This window comes from Bacillus altitudinis (assembly GCF_001191605.1).
Taxonomy (GTDB): domain Bacteria; phylum Bacillota; class Bacilli; order Bacillales; family Bacillaceae; genus Bacillus; species Bacillus altitudinis.
This window is the reverse complement of sequence record NZ_CP009108.1, coordinates 1,979,065-1,993,630: the sequence shown is the minus strand read 5'-3', so window position 1 is coordinate 1,993,630 and position 14,566 is coordinate 1,979,065. Positions and strand designations below refer to the sequence as shown.

At 40.4% G+C, this 14,566-nt stretch carries 12 protein-coding genes; 4 read left to right on the top strand and 8 right to left on the bottom strand.

The genetic code is table 11. From position 1 onward, the window contains the following. Window positions 1–12: 12 nt before the first annotated feature. Window positions 13–3,717, bottom strand: coding sequence for a helicase-exonuclease AddAB subunit AddA (gene addA / locus ID12_RS09990; protein WP_050827123.1), 3,705 nt, complete (start codon window positions 3,715–3,717; stop codon window positions 13–15). Further along, window positions 3,695–7,204: a helicase-exonuclease AddAB subunit AddB gene (gene addB / locus ID12_RS09985; protein ID WP_050827122.1), complete on the bottom strand. Its 3,510-nt coding sequence runs from the start codon at window positions 7,202–7,204 to the stop codon at window positions 3,695–3,697. Before addB ends, addA begins: the two co-directional genes overlap by 23 nt. A gap of 166 nt (window positions 7,205–7,370) precedes the next feature. On the opposite strand from addB, the gene ID12_RS09980 reads away from it, so the two are divergent. Beyond that, window positions 7,371–7,817, top strand: coding sequence for a ferritin-like domain-containing protein (locus ID12_RS09980; RefSeq protein ID WP_007499129.1), 447 nt, complete (start codon window positions 7,371–7,373; stop codon window positions 7,815–7,817). Window positions 7,818–8,008: 191 nt separating this feature from the next. On the opposite strand, the gene ID12_RS09975 is transcribed toward ID12_RS09980, so the two are convergent. Genes ID12_RS09975 through ID12_RS09965 form a run of 3 tightly spaced genes read right to left on the bottom strand, consistent with a single transcriptional unit; the run spans window position 8,009 to window position 9,731 of the window. Next, window positions 8,009–8,419 carry a DoxX family protein gene (locus ID12_RS09975; protein ID WP_008348626.1) on the bottom strand — a complete coding sequence of 137 codons (411 nt, stop codon included), beginning with the start codon at window positions 8,417–8,419 and terminating at the stop codon, window positions 8,009–8,011. 57 nt (window positions 8,420–8,476) lie between these two features. Next, window positions 8,477–9,316, bottom strand: a complete 840-nt coding sequence (locus tag ID12_RS09970; RefSeq protein ID WP_050827121.1) for a M56 family metallopeptidase — start codon at window positions 9,314–9,316, stop codon at window positions 8,477–8,479. Further along, complete coding sequence (locus tag ID12_RS09965) at window positions 9,309–9,731, bottom strand: BlaI/MecI/CopY family transcriptional regulator (RefSeq protein WP_007499135.1); 423 nt, start codon at window positions 9,729–9,731, stop codon at window positions 9,309–9,311. Before ID12_RS09965 ends, ID12_RS09970 begins: the two co-directional genes overlap by 8 nt. Before the next feature lie 276 nt (window positions 9,732–10,007). Here ID12_RS09965 and ID12_RS09960 point away from each other — a divergent pair, with 276 nt between their 5' ends. Further along, a complete protein-coding gene (locus ID12_RS09960) occupies window positions 10,008–11,150 on the top strand; it encodes an AbrB family transcriptional regulator (protein WP_025207105.1) in 1,143 nt (380 codons plus the stop codon). Between the two features lie 239 nt (window positions 11,151–11,389). Here the strand turns inward: ID12_RS09960 and lepB are convergent, their stop codons facing one another. After that, complete coding sequence (gene lepB, locus ID12_RS09955; protein WP_007499139.1) at window positions 11,390–11,902, bottom strand: signal peptidase I; 513 nt, start codon at window positions 11,900–11,902, stop codon at window positions 11,390–11,392. Beyond that, window positions 11,902–12,519: a TVP38/TMEM64 family protein gene (locus ID12_RS09950; protein WP_017366969.1), complete on the bottom strand. Its 618-nt coding sequence runs from the start codon at window positions 12,517–12,519 to the stop codon at window positions 11,902–11,904. Before ID12_RS09950 ends, lepB begins: the two co-directional genes overlap by 1 nt. Window positions 12,520–12,679: 160 nt before the next feature. Here ID12_RS09950 and ID12_RS09945 point away from each other — a divergent pair, with 160 nt between their 5' ends. Both ID12_RS09945 and ID12_RS09940 read left to right on the top strand, forming a co-directional pair. Next, on the top strand, window positions 12,680–13,042 hold the full coding sequence (locus ID12_RS09945; protein WP_008348633.1) for a YhjD family protein: 363 nt from the start codon (window positions 12,680–12,682) through the stop codon (window positions 13,040–13,042). A gap of 85 nt (window positions 13,043–13,127) precedes the next feature. Then, window positions 13,128–13,562, top strand: a complete 435-nt coding sequence (locus ID12_RS09940; protein WP_035700181.1) for a hypothetical protein — start codon at window positions 13,128–13,130, stop codon at window positions 13,560–13,562. Window positions 13,563–13,596: 34 nt separating this feature from the next. Here the strand turns inward: ID12_RS09940 and ID12_RS09935 are convergent, their stop codons facing one another. Next, window positions 13,597–14,553: an LCP family protein gene (locus tag ID12_RS09935; protein WP_008348636.1), complete on the bottom strand. Its 957-nt coding sequence runs from the start codon at window positions 14,551–14,553 to the stop codon at window positions 13,597–13,599. Between the last annotated feature and the right edge of the window lie 13 nt (window positions 14,554–14,566).

Genomic DNA, 14,566 nt, shown 5'->3' with positions numbered 1-14,566 from the left:
CATTCATTCCACCTATAAAGAAATTTCTAGATTTCCATCAAAGAAATAAAGGATTTTCTCCTCTAATGTTCTGTTTGTTAAACGCTCTACCGCTGCTGTATACAACGATATTTGCGTTTCATAGCGTTTTTTTAACATCGCTTCAGCTTCCTCTAAGCCACCTGAGAATCTGCCAGTCACTCGATCTGTTTTATAATCAAGTAAATAGAGCTTGCCATCTGCTTCAAATAAACAATCAATCATTCCTTGAATGAGCACAGGTTCACCTTCTGCATCAATATGGCTGTATACCTCTTTAACCGGTAAAACCATACTAAACGATACTTCTCGTTTCACCCAGTCCGCTTTCCGCAGTTTTTGACCAATAGCAGTAGAAAAGAAGGCCACAATTCCTTCTCGATTGATGGACTGGATTTGTTCATCTGTTAGTAAGTCTTTCTCTTTTAAAGAATGGAGCAGCTCTTCTACACGAGATTCATCATATGGTTCATTTGAAGGAAGAGGGATATGCTGCATGACTGTATGCATGGCCGTCCCTTGTTCTGCGGCTGTGAGTGTTTTTTTCTTCATAAAAGCCGGTCGTTCGTACAATGTCGCACGAGCTTTTCGAACGGAAGAAGGCACACTGTATTCATCCTGTATTTCTTTCATTCTTTTGATTTCAGAAACTGACTGCTTTGTCCCTACTTGGGAGGCCGCTAAATATGGATAACGCCATGAAAGTCTTTCTTTTACTTCCTCCTCGTAATCGCCATATCCTTGAACAGGCACACCTTCCATTAATGCTTGTACCACTTCGTCTTGTTTTTGTTTTTCAAGTGATATGTCTTCTTGTAGAAGATCGGACGCTTGATGAAAGGTGATAGAAAATGATGATGGATGCGAGAGAACGACTTCTCTCGATTCTTCTAAAAGAGAAGACATCGCTTGATGACGGATAAGAGCTGGGCCAATAAAATCTAAGTATGTTCTCGCTTGATATCGTTCAAAATCAGGAAGAAGCCAGTCGTCTCCGTTTGCGGCATTTTGCCACTTGCTTAAAGCTTTCACTTGATTTTTGACAGAGCCGACTAAAAATAATTTTTCCTTTGCCCTTGTGAGCGCCACATATAGAACCCTCAGTTCTTCAGATAATAGTTCTTTTCTCATCTTTTTTTTCATCGCGATCAGCGGTAATGTTGCATAACTAATTCTCAGCTCAGGATGAATATATTTGCTGCCAAAACCTAATTCTTTATCGAGCAAATAGGACTGGTTTAAATCCATCATGTTAAAGTTCCTGCCAAGTCCTGCAGTAAACACAACAGGGAATTCGAGTCCTTTACTGCTATGAATGGTCATCATGCGGACAACATCCTCTGTTTCACTGAACGTTTTTGCCGCTCCAAGATCATCTCCACGCTCTTGCATTCTTTCAATAAATCGAAGAAATCGAAACAGCCCTCTAAATGCAGCCTTTTCATACTGTTTCGCTCGATCATATAAAGCCCGAAGGTTTGCCTGTCTTTGCTTACCTCCTGGCATCCCGCCGACATAATCTAGATATTGTGTATCTCGGTACACTTCCCAAATCAGTTCTGCTACCGAATGCTGAATCGAAAAATCACGCCATTTGCGTAATTGAAGGAAGAAACGCTCCAGCTTTCTGCATGTCGGATGATCAGAGTGTGTCACACTCATAAATGCCTTCACAGCGTCATAATAAGTGCCTTTTTTATCACTTGTTCTAATCAGTGCCATCTCATTTTCGTCTAAATGAACAAGAGGTGACCTTAAAACAGCAGCGAGCGGAATATCTTGATATGGATTATCAATCACTTTTAACAAAGAAAGAATGACAGATACTTCTGTAGCTTCAAAATAACCTGAGGAAAGATTCGCATAAACAGGGATTCCCTGCTTCTTCAACTCTTCCATCATTTGCGGAGCCCACGGCATTGAGCGAAGCAAGATCACAATGTCTCGATACTGCAAGTTGCGGGTCAGCTGCTGTTTTGCATCGTACACTTGAAAAGGCTGTTCTACCAGTTCTTTTATTTTCTTCGCAATCACTCTCGCCTCAAATTGTACCGTCTCTAACTCTTCTCGTTCTTCATCGTTTTCTGTGTCGTGCTGATCTAAATGAACAAGAAGCATTTCTGACGTCGTGTCTTCGCTTTGCGGATAACTCGCTCCAAGCTTTAATTCAGCTTGTTCATCATATTCAATTTCTCCAACTGTTTCTCCCATCAGCTGTTTGAACAGAAAGTTGGTACTGTCTAAAACATCAGCCCGGCTGCGGAAGTTTTTATTTAGATCAATTCTTTTACCTGTTTCTTTGCTATCTGCTTTGAATTGTTTATATTTATTTAAAAAGAGCATCGGCTCTGCAAGTCTAAAGCGATAAATGGACTGCTTCACATCACCAACCATAAAGCGGTTGCCTTCGGCAGGATGTTTTCCTTTAGACACGAGCTTTAAAATCGTTTCTTGGACAAGGTTTGTATCCTGGTATTCATCCACGAGTACTTCTTCAAATTGCTGTTGATAGTATTTAGCCGCTTCTGTTTCAATGAGATTTCCTTCTGCGTCCTGCTTCGCTAAAATGCGCAAACAATAATGTTCTAGATCCGAAAAGTCTACGATTGATTTTTCTTGTTTTGCTCTTTCGAAACGCTCGCCATATTGAATCACAAGCTCTACAAGTGTTTCTACAACTGGCTTCATTTCAGCCAAGCTTTTTAAATGCTGATCGGGACTGCGCATAAAGTATTCATCTTTTAGCTTTTCTAATTGTTTTTTGGCTTGATTGCGTGCATCTGTTGCTTTTTCTAACAGAGCTGGGTCATAGTCATCCCCTTTGCAAGTCTTTAACCTTTTAAAATTGATGTTTGGCAAAAGCTCATAAAGTGTTCCAAAATCATCTTGATGCCTTATTAATTCATTTACTTGCTCTAAATCATCTATAAAATTCTCTGCTCTCGGTGCTGGACCGCCCGGCTCTTTTGATAAAGTGAGCGCTTGTTCCAGCAGTTCCTGACAGCTTCTTAAAACGAGAGAAAGGTCCTCTTTGATATATGGATAAAAGGGTAACTCTTCTACCTTTGTCTGTGTATCCACATCATAAAGAGAAAGGAATGCCCGCATCCATTGTTCGGGCGCTGGATGTGACCTAGAAAACTCATAAATTCTTTTGACAAGCCATTGAAGATCTAAATCATGCCGATCAGATGTGTAACGATCAACGAGTTCAAAGAATGACGGCTTTCCAGCCTTATACTCATCCTCAAACAGTTCATCTAACACTTCATCTCCTAATAATTCTCCTTCTGTTTGATCAGCCAAACGAAAACCTGGATCAAGGTCAATCTCATAATAAAAGGTACGGAGAACTTGCAAACAAAAAGAGTGCAAGGTAGAAATATTGGCACGATTCATAAGTGACAGCTGTCTCCGCATATGAAGGGAACCAGGGTTTTTAGATAGTTCTTTTTCAAGTGCTTCAGTGATCCGGTGCTTCATTTCTGCTGCTGAAGCATTGGTAAAAGTCACTACGAGCAGCCTGTCCACATCAACTGGCTGCTCCGGCCGAGTCATTTTTCGAATGAGCCGTTCAACCAAGACCGCTGTTTTCCCTGACCCTGCCGCCGCAGCAACAAGAATATCTTGTCCTTCTGAAACGATGGCGTTCCATTGGTCATCTGTCCAAGTACTGTTATTCGGTTTTGGTATTTGCATACTGATCCCCTTCTTTTTTGATCCGGTCTAACATGACATCATCCTTCTCAGAGGTGAGCACCCTAAATTCATTATCTTCTATTGATTCATCAAATTGGCAAATAGACTTAAAGGAGCAAAAGCGGCAAGGGGTTTGATCCTTTAATTTATATGGGTTTATCTCTACCTCACCGCTTGTAATTCTTTCTCCTGCCTCTTCAAAGGTTCGCCGAACGTGTTTTGTGAGAATGTGAAAATGATCTTCACTTAATACCGCAGAGTCAGATCGGAAAGAACCATCCTTTTTCAAACCAGCTTGGATGACTTGTGATCTTCCTGATTCGAGTGTTTGATCCATCAACTTCACTGCTTCCACATCTTCGAGCAATAGACCCTTCATTTTAAATTTCTTCAATATTTCCTGCTCAATTGCATCTTCTCCAAGCGGAATAGGCGCTTGAATCAGCGGGTCATGAATATGGAAGTATAAAATTCCTGCCGGTGTCGCTTCCATGCCAAGCCATTCTTTAGAATACGTAATGGTCAGGTCTAAATAAGTGAGCATTTGCAAGGCTAAACCGTAGTAAACTTCTGCTAGATCAAGCCCCTTCTCACTGGACTTATAGTCGACAATTCTTAATAGAAGTCCTTTTGATCCTTCTGCTTTATCCACTCGGTCAATCCTTCCAACAAGCTCCATCGTGCAGCCGTTTTTTAATTGAAAAGTAAACGGCGGCAGAGGTCCTTGACCTCCAAAACCTAACTCAAGTCCAACCGGAGAGAATCCGCTCACTTTTGCATGTTCGCTTAATATAGAAGACACCCTGATGAGGATTTTTTGGAGCTTTTCTTTTATATAAGCATGCCGATTAGAGCTTAATAAAATTTCTTTTTGCAGACGTGGAGCCAGCTGTTCGATTGCATGCCTTGAGTAGGTCACACAATCTTCCTTCGTTAAGTTTTTCCAATCCTTTTTTTGTTCAACAAGCGTATCTGAAATCAGTTTTAAAGCCGAGTGAAAGAGCTGACCGATATCAGGTGCTTCTAATTTGTAAAATTGTCGATCTTTTAGTTTTAACCCGTGGGAAGCAAAATGAGAAAATGCACATGCATTGAATTTCTCCATTCTTGAAACACTGCCCTGAATATGGTCACCGTAAAGTTCTTTTGTGACATTCGGCTTTAAACGTTTCGCTCTATTTGTAAAGAACAAGCTGGACATGATTTTTTTTGATACGTCGCGGTTTGACGAGGTCATCAAATGATTATATACACTCCACCATACGCCGCTGATCGGATATTGATTGAGCCATTGTTGCAGCTGCGAAACGGTATAGGATAACGAGACATGCTCGTTTGTTACAAATTTTAATTGCTCCTGATCATCCAACTGCTCTGGATCTAACACATAGAGGGCTTGCTGATGGTTTGGCATCAGTTCCTCACAATACTTGATGAGGGTCGAAGGCAAAAGAGACCGCCCTTCCGTATCTGAAGCTGAATAGGATAAATACAGGTAGTGCGATGGACTGGACAGCGCTTGATATATCAAAAATTGTTCATCCAGCAGCCGTTCCTTCCCTGTCTCTGCCAGCTCTGCTCCTGCACGTTTTAACCATTCCCGGTCGTCCTCAGACAATACACTTTCATCAGAGGGCCGGGCAGGTATAACCCCATCATTTACTCCAATGACAAACGTACACTTTACTTGATACATTCTGGATAAATCCATACTTCCGATAAACACTTGATCAAGTGAAGGGGGAATCAAAGCGAACTTGAGAGAGGACAGTCCTGTATCTATCATCTGTTGAAATAATGGAAATGAGAGCTCCTCCTCGCCCAGCATTTCAACAAATTCATCCATCAATTGAACGACAGCATCCCACACTTGACCATGCTGCATCGCTTCAGCTAACCTGCCTGCTTCTTCTGCCTCAAGCCTTGCCTTTTCAAGCTTTTCTGGCACTTGGGCTTCTTCTAGAAAGACATACACTGCCTCCACCATGTCTCTTAGCTTTTGCGCTTTTTTCAATCTTTTTTGCAATTGAAAGAGAGGCGGAACAATCCATTCTTTTACATCATTCAGCATTTGCTCCATTTCTATTTCTTGATCGGTTTGTCCAAAATCTTCATCTAGTGATTGGAAGCGGCGATAATGAAATCGTGAACCATTCGTCCAGCGTTCACCTTTTACACCGTAAGCAATACAATAGTTTTCAAGCTGATCCGCCTGTTCTCTTGCTTTGTTTTTAGCGAGTTCAAGCGGAAATAAGAACTCCGTTTTCACACAGCGAAACACCGCCTCATACCGCCAGTTCCCTTTTATGACATCGAGGCTCGAACGAATGAACTCAATGAGCGGATGATACTGCATCGATTCATTTCCATCAATAAAGAAAGGAATATCGTAATCTCGAAACACCTCTTTTAACGTATCTTTATAGTCGTCTACATGTCTTGCAACAATTGAGATATCTCGTAACCTAAGACCTTCCTCTCTTACTAAATCAAGAATATCTCTCGCTACCCCCTCAATTTCAGCTCGTTTATTTGCACTTTTCGATACGGTAAGGTGAGGCGTTTCTTCTTGATACGGCCGCAAAGGTCTCTGTTCATATTGATTTTCTAAATAAGCTAGATCTGGGGTATGAAGATGCCGCTTATTTCTCTCCAAAATGTTCTCAGAAATAACCGCTCCGCACTCTTTAGCCAGCTGATAAAGCTGGGAATATGTCTTACCTGTCATGCGAAATAAATCAAGTTCATTTGGCTGCGTGTCATGATAGGAACGATCCACTGTGAATGCAGCTGTTATTTTTTCTGCATGTAGCAAAAGCTGTTCAATGACAAGAAGCTGCTGGGGGGTAAACTGATAAAAACCATCTATATAAATGTGTGCCCCTCTCAATTCTTCTGATAAAGGAATTTGCTGAGCCAGAAGTGTCAAGTAATCCTCTGAATGCACATACTCATCTTGCAGATGCTGCTCCATCTGCTGATAAAGAACATGAAGATCATGCAATTTTTCCGCCGCACGTCTTTCTTCTGTATACTCTGAATGCATACTGGATGCCGAGATTTTTTCAATATCCTCCGGCATCATACAGTACCTTTTGAATTCAGCCATCGTCTTTTCTATTTGCTCAACAAATCCCGGTTTATCACTCGCCTTTTTGAATACCTTAAACTTGTCTTTCTGTTCTTCTATTACTTTTCTTAAGAGCATTTGAATTCCTGTGCTTGTGACAAATTGACGGTTCGCACCGCCAGTCTGCTGTAATATAGACCAGGCAAGCCGAGTAAAACTAAAGACTTTGGCCCTGATCATTCCACCAGCTTCAGACGTTTTTGCAAGCTCATATTCCATTAAAAATGTCATTTGATCCGGGACTAAAAAAATGATTGGCGGACCCAGCGGATCAAGCCGCAGTTGTTCTTTGATTTCTTCTAGAATTGCAGTCGTTTTTCCACTCCCCGATCTGCCTGCTAAAAACTGAATCTCCACGTTCCACAACACCTTTCTTATGTACTCATATTCTAGCGAAAATAAAGGTAAATAGCTATTTTCCTATCACCTTCCCTTTCTCCTCCGATCGAAAAGAAAATAGGCACCTTTCCCGACTCTTTTCATATCATAAACCATCATGATCTAAAAGGAGGCTGGCAATATCATGTATTACGGTTATTATGACTACTCGCCATATGACATGCGCCAAAACACAAGGATCATTGCAGACCTTGAAAAGGCCATCAATGGCGAATATTCTGCGATCCAATGCTATGAAAAACTTGCACAAAAAGCAAAAAATCCTGAAGCGAAAAAAATCATTCAAGAAATACGTCAGGATGAAGTCAGACATTATCAGCTATTTACAAAGCTATACTATTCTTTGACTGGTAAAAACCACAAACCAAGCATAACAGAGCCTTGTCCAGACCAATTTAGGGAAGGTCTCTTATTTGCCTTTAAAGACGAACAAAAAACAGTCGATTTTTACTTAACGGTATCAGACTATGTCCGTGATCAAGGAACAAAGGAATTAATGAAGCGTATTGCTCAAGATGAACAGCAGCATGCTGTCTGGTTTCTATATCTTTTAACGCACCATGTTTCTTAGTTACTCCTATTTTAATAGGAGATCGTATGTTCCGTCAAAAAATGAAATTGCTTTTTTGCTCATTCAATATGTGAAATAAAGGGCTGTCATCATCAAAACGACTCTTCGCTTTTCCTTTTTTAATGATAAAACGACCTTTTGACCATAAAAAAACTCCTCTGCTACAAATCGCAGAAGGAGTTTTTTGTTATTTAATGAAATTTTGCTTCATTGCTTTGCTGCTGTTGTTTTAACAATCCATCAATCGATAGCATCTTGCTTCCACTAAGTGTCAAGTAAAGCGCCATGACCATTAAAGAAAGTTCAAATTCATAACCGCCCACAAATCCTCTTGCAAAACCAACTGTGATAATGGCTACAGCCATAATTGGCACAAATAAAGCTGCGAAAAGACGTGTGCCTAAACCTAGAATCAGGGCAATTCCACCAACCAGTTCAATTGTTTTGACAATATAGGCCATAAATTCTGGGACACCAATTTGACCAAAAAATGCCGCAGTGCCTCCTAGTCCACCTTGATATGCTTGAAGTCCATGTAAAAAGAAAATAATGCCTAAGATGACGCGTACAAAAAGTGTTCCTATTTCTTGATTTGTTTTCATATAGTGATTTCCTCCCATTTTTACACTACATCATGTAATGTTCATTCGTAAAAAAAATTAGTAATTTAAGTTGAGCATAATCATTAAGACCAACATGAGGATGGTTGATGTCACAATTGGGATAAGTGGTACATTGAACGGTATGTTGTATGTTGGGTTTAAGATTTTTTGGATTCTTAAATTCAATGCTCGGTCTCCAAAGGACACGGCAAATTTCGTTTGTTTTTGAAACTGGGTTCTTTTTTTAATGAGTTTCAAAAGGGCTTGCCCTACTCCAAGCTCAGTCCCTGTCTGCTGAATGGCATAGTCATCTGCAATGACTTCACGAAAAACGGAGTAACTTTGTCTCATATGCTTTAACACAGGAATGTACCAAATCACTTTTGTGAGCATAGAGAAAGCGAAAGTCTTTAAAGGATCGTAGCTGTATTTGTGATGTAATTCGTGATAGACAACCGCATCGATTTCCCCTTCATCCAGCATGTCTATAAGCGCTGTTGAGAGATACACTTTTGGCCGAAGCATCCCCATTGCGAAAGCAAGCGGTTCATGGCAATGAAACACAATAATCTCATTTCTATACTTGTCTGATAGAGTTTGCGTTGAATGTTGATCGACTGCCATCATCATATTTCTTTTGAAATGAAGATACTTTCTGACCTGCTTTGTCATATAGAAAACGGCAAAACCAAGCGTATACAAGACGAACGCATCCAGAAAATACTTTAAAGGAGTGAATCCATAAAATTCGAGAACAGATTGACATACATGGATCAGGTTATATGCTTGATTCCAGCCAAAAAAGCTTGAGAGTACATAATAGCCCATCTGGTAAAAGATCACTAAGCCAATCAATATACCGCCTAAAAACAGCAGACTCGACTTCATTTTAATCATGTCGTTTCTCCTCTTTTTTGGATGCAAGCCTTGCTTCGAGTACCTTCAGTAATTCAGGATCAGCACTTTCAATTGCGTCCACCATATGATTGACTGCAAGGGGGCCGAAATCATCCATCAGTCCTTGAGTAATCCATTTCGTTTGCTCATTTAGAAATTCTTCTTTTGTTAAAACAGGGTTATAGATAGATGAACGCCCTTTTGTTTTCTTTTCCACAATTCCTTTTTCGGTTAATCGATTGAGTACCGTCATGACCGTGTTGAAATTAATTGGCTTCTCATCTGACAGCTTCTGCTGTACCTCTTTAATCGGCATATCCTCACCTTGATAAAGGATCTCCATAATCCTTCCTTCTAAAGGACCGAAAAAGCGGTTCAATCCCTTTTCGTTATATTTAAAAGAAGGAATTTTCATGTCATCACCTCACACTAAGCATTGTAGTGTAATTGAAAATGATAGTCAACCGATAACAAAAATAGGGGAAAATCGTTGTATATTGTATTTGTTTTTGACAAAAATTATATGTCATTTATATCAAAAACAATCTTTTTTCTAACAGAGTTAACCATAAGATAATCTTATGAAAATACTAAAAAAATTCGTATTTTATTTATAGAGACTTTTGTATTATAGTGAAGATAACAACATTTCACTTACTGAACAAATATACAGGAAGAAGGTTTATACGTGATGAAGCAAGGAAACAGCCTTCGAACCGATCTCATTTTGATTGCGGTAAGCGGTTTAGGTGGATTCCTTTTATCTCTAACAGGGATGTCTATCGGCTGGATGATTGGCACATTAATGACAGCTGCATTTATTGCCCTGCGCCGTCCCGCCCTGTTTCAGCGTAAAGGAAAGAATACCTTACGTATTCACAGCAGATGGCTACTCCTTGGTCAATTCATTCTCGGAATCGAACTAGGACAAAAAATGAACATGAAAGTCCTTCACATTTTCGCTGAAAATTGGCTTCCCGTGAGTTTCATGCTCGTCTTTTCTATTTTATTAGCCATGCTCTCCGGGTTTGTCTTATGGAAGCTGAGTAAAACAGATATGCTGACTAGCTTTGTCGGCACTGCCCCCGGCGGTCTTTCCGCTATGCCGGGCATCGCCCAAGAGGTTGGAGCAAATACAGCTGTAGTAAGTCTCGTACAAACGATACGTGTGTTAATGGTCGTACTGACCATTCCATTTACGGTATTTTATTTAAATACAAAAAGCCAATCAGATGCGGTAGTCGCCCAAGGCAGCGCCTTCTCATCAGGCGTTTTCACAATATCAAACATTTCTTGGACTGCTGCACTCATTTTAGGGGCATGGCTGATGTCACGCCTAGCTGTGCGTCTTCACTTTCCTGCCCCTTGGCTCATCGGCAGTATGTTAGGTGTGGCAGCTCTCCAAGTAGGGGCAGGCGCCTTGACAGGTCATGATTTGATTCCTTACTGGCCAGCCCAAGCGAACATTGCGTCACAGGTATTTCTAGGGGCAACCATCGGGTCAAAAATGAATAAACAAATGTTTGTCGGGCTAAAAAATACCTTGATTGTGGCCGTCGTCAGCTCAGCCGGATTGATTGCCGCGACCGTTCTCAGTTCAATTGCCATTGCAGAAATAACAGGTATTTCTGTCATTACGGCCATTCTTGCTTTTTCGCCTGGCGGTATTGCAGAAATGGCCACAACAGCTGTTACACTTCATGAGGATTCCACCTTTGTTGTGGCTGTACAAGTCGTTAGAATTATTTTGGTCATCGCCATGCTACCACCGTTTTTTCGTTTCTTACATCATGTCTGGGCAAAAAGACAGACTGATTATAAAGCCGCTAAATAGAAAGAGCCGCTTTGCATAAGCAGAGCGGCTTTCAGATTGTCTGACAACGGGCTAAAATGATGTTGATTTTAGCCCGTTGTCTTCTTTTCAGCGTGATAGAAAACCTTTGAAGTCTAGGAAGGTCGAGCACCAGAGCGGAGCGAATTTGACATTCGTGAGCACTGGAGAGCAGACATGACAACGAATGCGAGGGTTTGTCTACACGCTGAGCCGCTTTGCATAAGCAGAGCGGCTCTTTTTTATTCATCATGATTCCTTTTTACACCGACTACTTGATCCTTTGAGATCGTTCCAAAATGCCGGCTGTCAAAGCTATGTATTCGATTATCTCCGATCACGAAGTAATGATTGTTTTGTATGTTCTGACGACCGGTGATGGCTTTCAGCTGAAAATCACCTGTTAGGACGTTGCCCATTTTATGTTTTTTCTGCTCTTTTAAATACGGCTCTTTCCACTTTACACCATCAACAAACAGTTGATCATCTTCATATTTGATTGTTTCTCCTGGAAGCCCAATGACCCGTTTGATCAAGATTTGATTTTTAGGGCCATGAAATAATACATAGTCAAACCGGCTAATTTTCGTGAGTTTTGGCGAGAACTTGTTAATTAATAATTCTGTTCCATCTGTAAATGTCGGGTCCATACTAACCCCTTCTACTTTGTACGTGACAAACATGAAATTCTTTACTTGGAACAACAAGACGATGCATGTAATAATCATGAACCATAGCAATGGCTTCTTTTTCATTAAGAGCCTCCTTTGTCCTCACGCTGACTCATCCGAATATTCAACCTATTTTCTACTCTCTTTCCAACATACCATAATAAAGCAATGACTAGAACCGCAAAAACACTTCTTAACGGATTCTTTACTAAAGCTGAAATGTCATAGCCGATAAAACTAATAATAAAGAGCATGACACACTTCCCTGATAAAGCAGCTAATGAGAACTGCCAGACGCTGATTCTTGATAGACCTGCTACGACATTAACGGCAGCAGAAGGTGTAAAAGGAAAGCAGAGTAAAATAAACAACGGACCAAATCCCCGCTTTTCAACCCAAAGCATTAGCTTTTGAATAGAAGGGTGTCTGCTAATAAAGTTCAACATCCTCATCTGTCCAAATTTTCTGATCAGTAAAAAGACAAGGATAGACCCTGCACTTGCACCAATCCAGGTCAATAAAAAGCCTTCCCATAGCCCAAAAGCATTTGCATTGGCCACCGCAAATGCCACGAGAGGTAAAAACGGTAGAAATGCTTCTATTAAAGGGAGTAATATAGCCACAATGGGTCCAAAAGCCTTGTAGCTTTCAAAAAATGATGTGATATTTTCATGAGTAAATATAGAAAGAAATAATGGCAACTTGTTTGACTCCTTCAAGGTTTGTCTATCTTTCATTTTACATGGAAAACATAAAAATATACAAATGAATCCCTCTCAGCCCCCCCCTTGAGATTTTTTAACTCATCCGATATAATAAATAAGAACAAATGTTCTATATATAAAGAAAGCAGGCATGGACATGACGAGATTATCAAGCGTACAACTTCAGATGATGGAACAAGCCATCTTTCTTCCAATGGTCATCTCCATCCTCAATCGTGATTTGACGCACCTTAAAAAACATCAAACATTCAAACTAAATGAACCATATATTCAGCTAGTCACCTCTTCATTAAAAGAAGCACAAAAAGCCCTTTATCAACTGAAACAACAGTTACGTAAAGAAAAAATGAACGTACAGCAAATTGAACACGATGAAGGATTTACGACATATTTATTTCTGATCAATGGCTATGAAGAAAAGCATAAATATTTTAATCCCCGTATACGTCATCGTGTAGAGGAAATGCTCACCCATTATTTCCTCCATTCAGGAAAATAATATGGTTATATTTTACATTTATAGAAGGAACTCTTCACTTTTTGGCGAATTGATTATTATACCAAAAATTAGGAGGTTCCAACTCATGTTCAAAAAAATAACAGCACTTACCTTAGCAGCAGGATTACTTGTGCCAAGCACAGTGTCAGCATTAGAACCACTGCAAACAGGAAAACAAGCCCCAGCAGCATCTACACAAATAACAAGTGTAGCCTATACAACGGTTTCTATCGTTGGAAAACGAGTAAAGTTTGAAGTGAAAGCACTCGAAAATCCTTTCAACATGAATTACTATAATCGAATTGCTTGGACGAGTACGGACGAAGAGCCAAGTGTATTCAATGACAATATTCTATCGGTCATTGTCGCTAAAAAAACCGGACAGTCTTATCAAGTCTTTTCATACGAAGCGCTCACTTCGGTAAAGGACAAGATTGAATCAGGTCAAAAGGTGTATGGCTGGGCGCTTGCTTTAAATGGTGTGTGGTACCCAACGATGCCTGCAACCCTCTATTATTAAAAAAAGCCTGCCATAGCGGCAGGCTCTTTCTCCATTATGACAATTCGAGCTGTTTTCTCAGCTCTTGTCTCACTTCTTCTAATCCTGGTCCATCTAACTCAAAGTAATACACATTCCCAGGCTGGTAATCGTGCCCTTTTAATTGGATGGTATCCACTGATTTTAATGAACTCAGTAAAGGGAATAGACCGATCAACTGTTTCATGGATAAATTGGTGGAGACGTTATCCCCAAGTGTATCAATGATGTTGTCATAAGACGGTATGGAAGAAATGGATTTTGATTTTTCAAAGATGGCTTGAAGTGCTTCCATTTGGCGCTTTCCGCGCATGAGATCACTATCTGCCTTTCTCGTTCTCACAAACGCTAATGCTTCTTCACCACTGAGCGTATGCGTGCCTGTTTCCACATGAACTTTTCCTTTTGAATCCTTTTCCATTTGTTTTGCAATGCCTTCATCTTCAATCGTTACGTCAATTCCATTTAGCTCATCGACAATGTCTTGAAACGCCTTAAAGTTTCCTGCAATTACATAGTCTACCGGGATGTTTAACAAATTCTCTACCGTTTTGACTGATAAATCTGCACTCCCAAACGCATGGGCATGAGCAATTTTATCATATCCTCTCCCCGGTATATCAACATAAGAATCACGAGGAATACTTAGGAGCTTGATCGTTTTGTCTGTTCGATTCACCGTCGCCAGTAAGACCGCATCACTTCTTGCTTCGTCTACCGTTTCACCTGGACGGCTGTCAATCCCTAAGAGCAGCACCGAAAAGCTATCCTTTCCTGGATCAAAAGCTTTCACACGCTTTTGCGAGGTCTCTCCTCTTTCTAAAGATACTTGCGCTTTATTCGACGCTTTTGAAATTTTATAGTATGCATATCCTGTGACAGATACAGCCATAACCATGACAAATGCCATGATAAACAGCACGACTTTCACCCAAGGTCTTAGCCTTCTTTTTGATCTTGTTTTCTCCTTCATCCTTTCCGAACCC

Bases quoted from the DNA above. Each gene is read 5' to 3' on its own strand.
- addA (WP_050827123.1), bottom strand. From the start codon at position 3,717: ATGCAAATACCAAAACCGAATAACAGTACTTGGACAGATGACCAATGG.
- ID12_RS09980 (WP_007499129.1), top strand. From the start codon at position 7,371: ATGTATTACGGTTATTATGACTACTCGCCATATGACATGCGCCAAAAC.
- ID12_RS09975 (WP_008348626.1), bottom strand. From the start codon at position 8,419: ATGAAAACAAATCAAGAAATAGGAACACTTTTTGTACGCGTCATCTTA.
- ID12_RS09970 (WP_050827121.1), bottom strand. From the start codon at position 9,316: ATGATTAAAATGAAGTCGAGTCTGCTGTTTTTAGGCGGTATATTGATT.
- ID12_RS09965 (WP_007499135.1), bottom strand. From the start codon at position 9,731: ATGAAAATTCCTTCTTTTAAATATAACGAAAAGGGATTGAACCGCTTT.
- ID12_RS09960 (WP_025207105.1), top strand. From the start codon at position 10,008: ATGAAGCAAGGAAACAGCCTTCGAACCGATCTCATTTTGATTGCGGTA.
- lepB (WP_007499139.1), bottom strand. From the start codon at position 11,902: ATGAAAAAGAAGCCATTGCTATGGTTCATGATTATTACATGCATCGTC.
- ID12_RS09945 (WP_008348633.1), top strand. From the start codon at position 12,680: ATGACGAGATTATCAAGCGTACAACTTCAGATGATGGAACAAGCCATC.
- ID12_RS09940 (WP_035700181.1), top strand. From the start codon at position 13,128: ATGTTCAAAAAAATAACAGCACTTACCTTAGCAGCAGGATTACTTGTG.
- ID12_RS09935 (WP_008348636.1), bottom strand. From the start codon at position 14,553: ATGAAGGAGAAAACAAGATCAAAAAGAAGGCTAAGACCTTGGGTGAAA.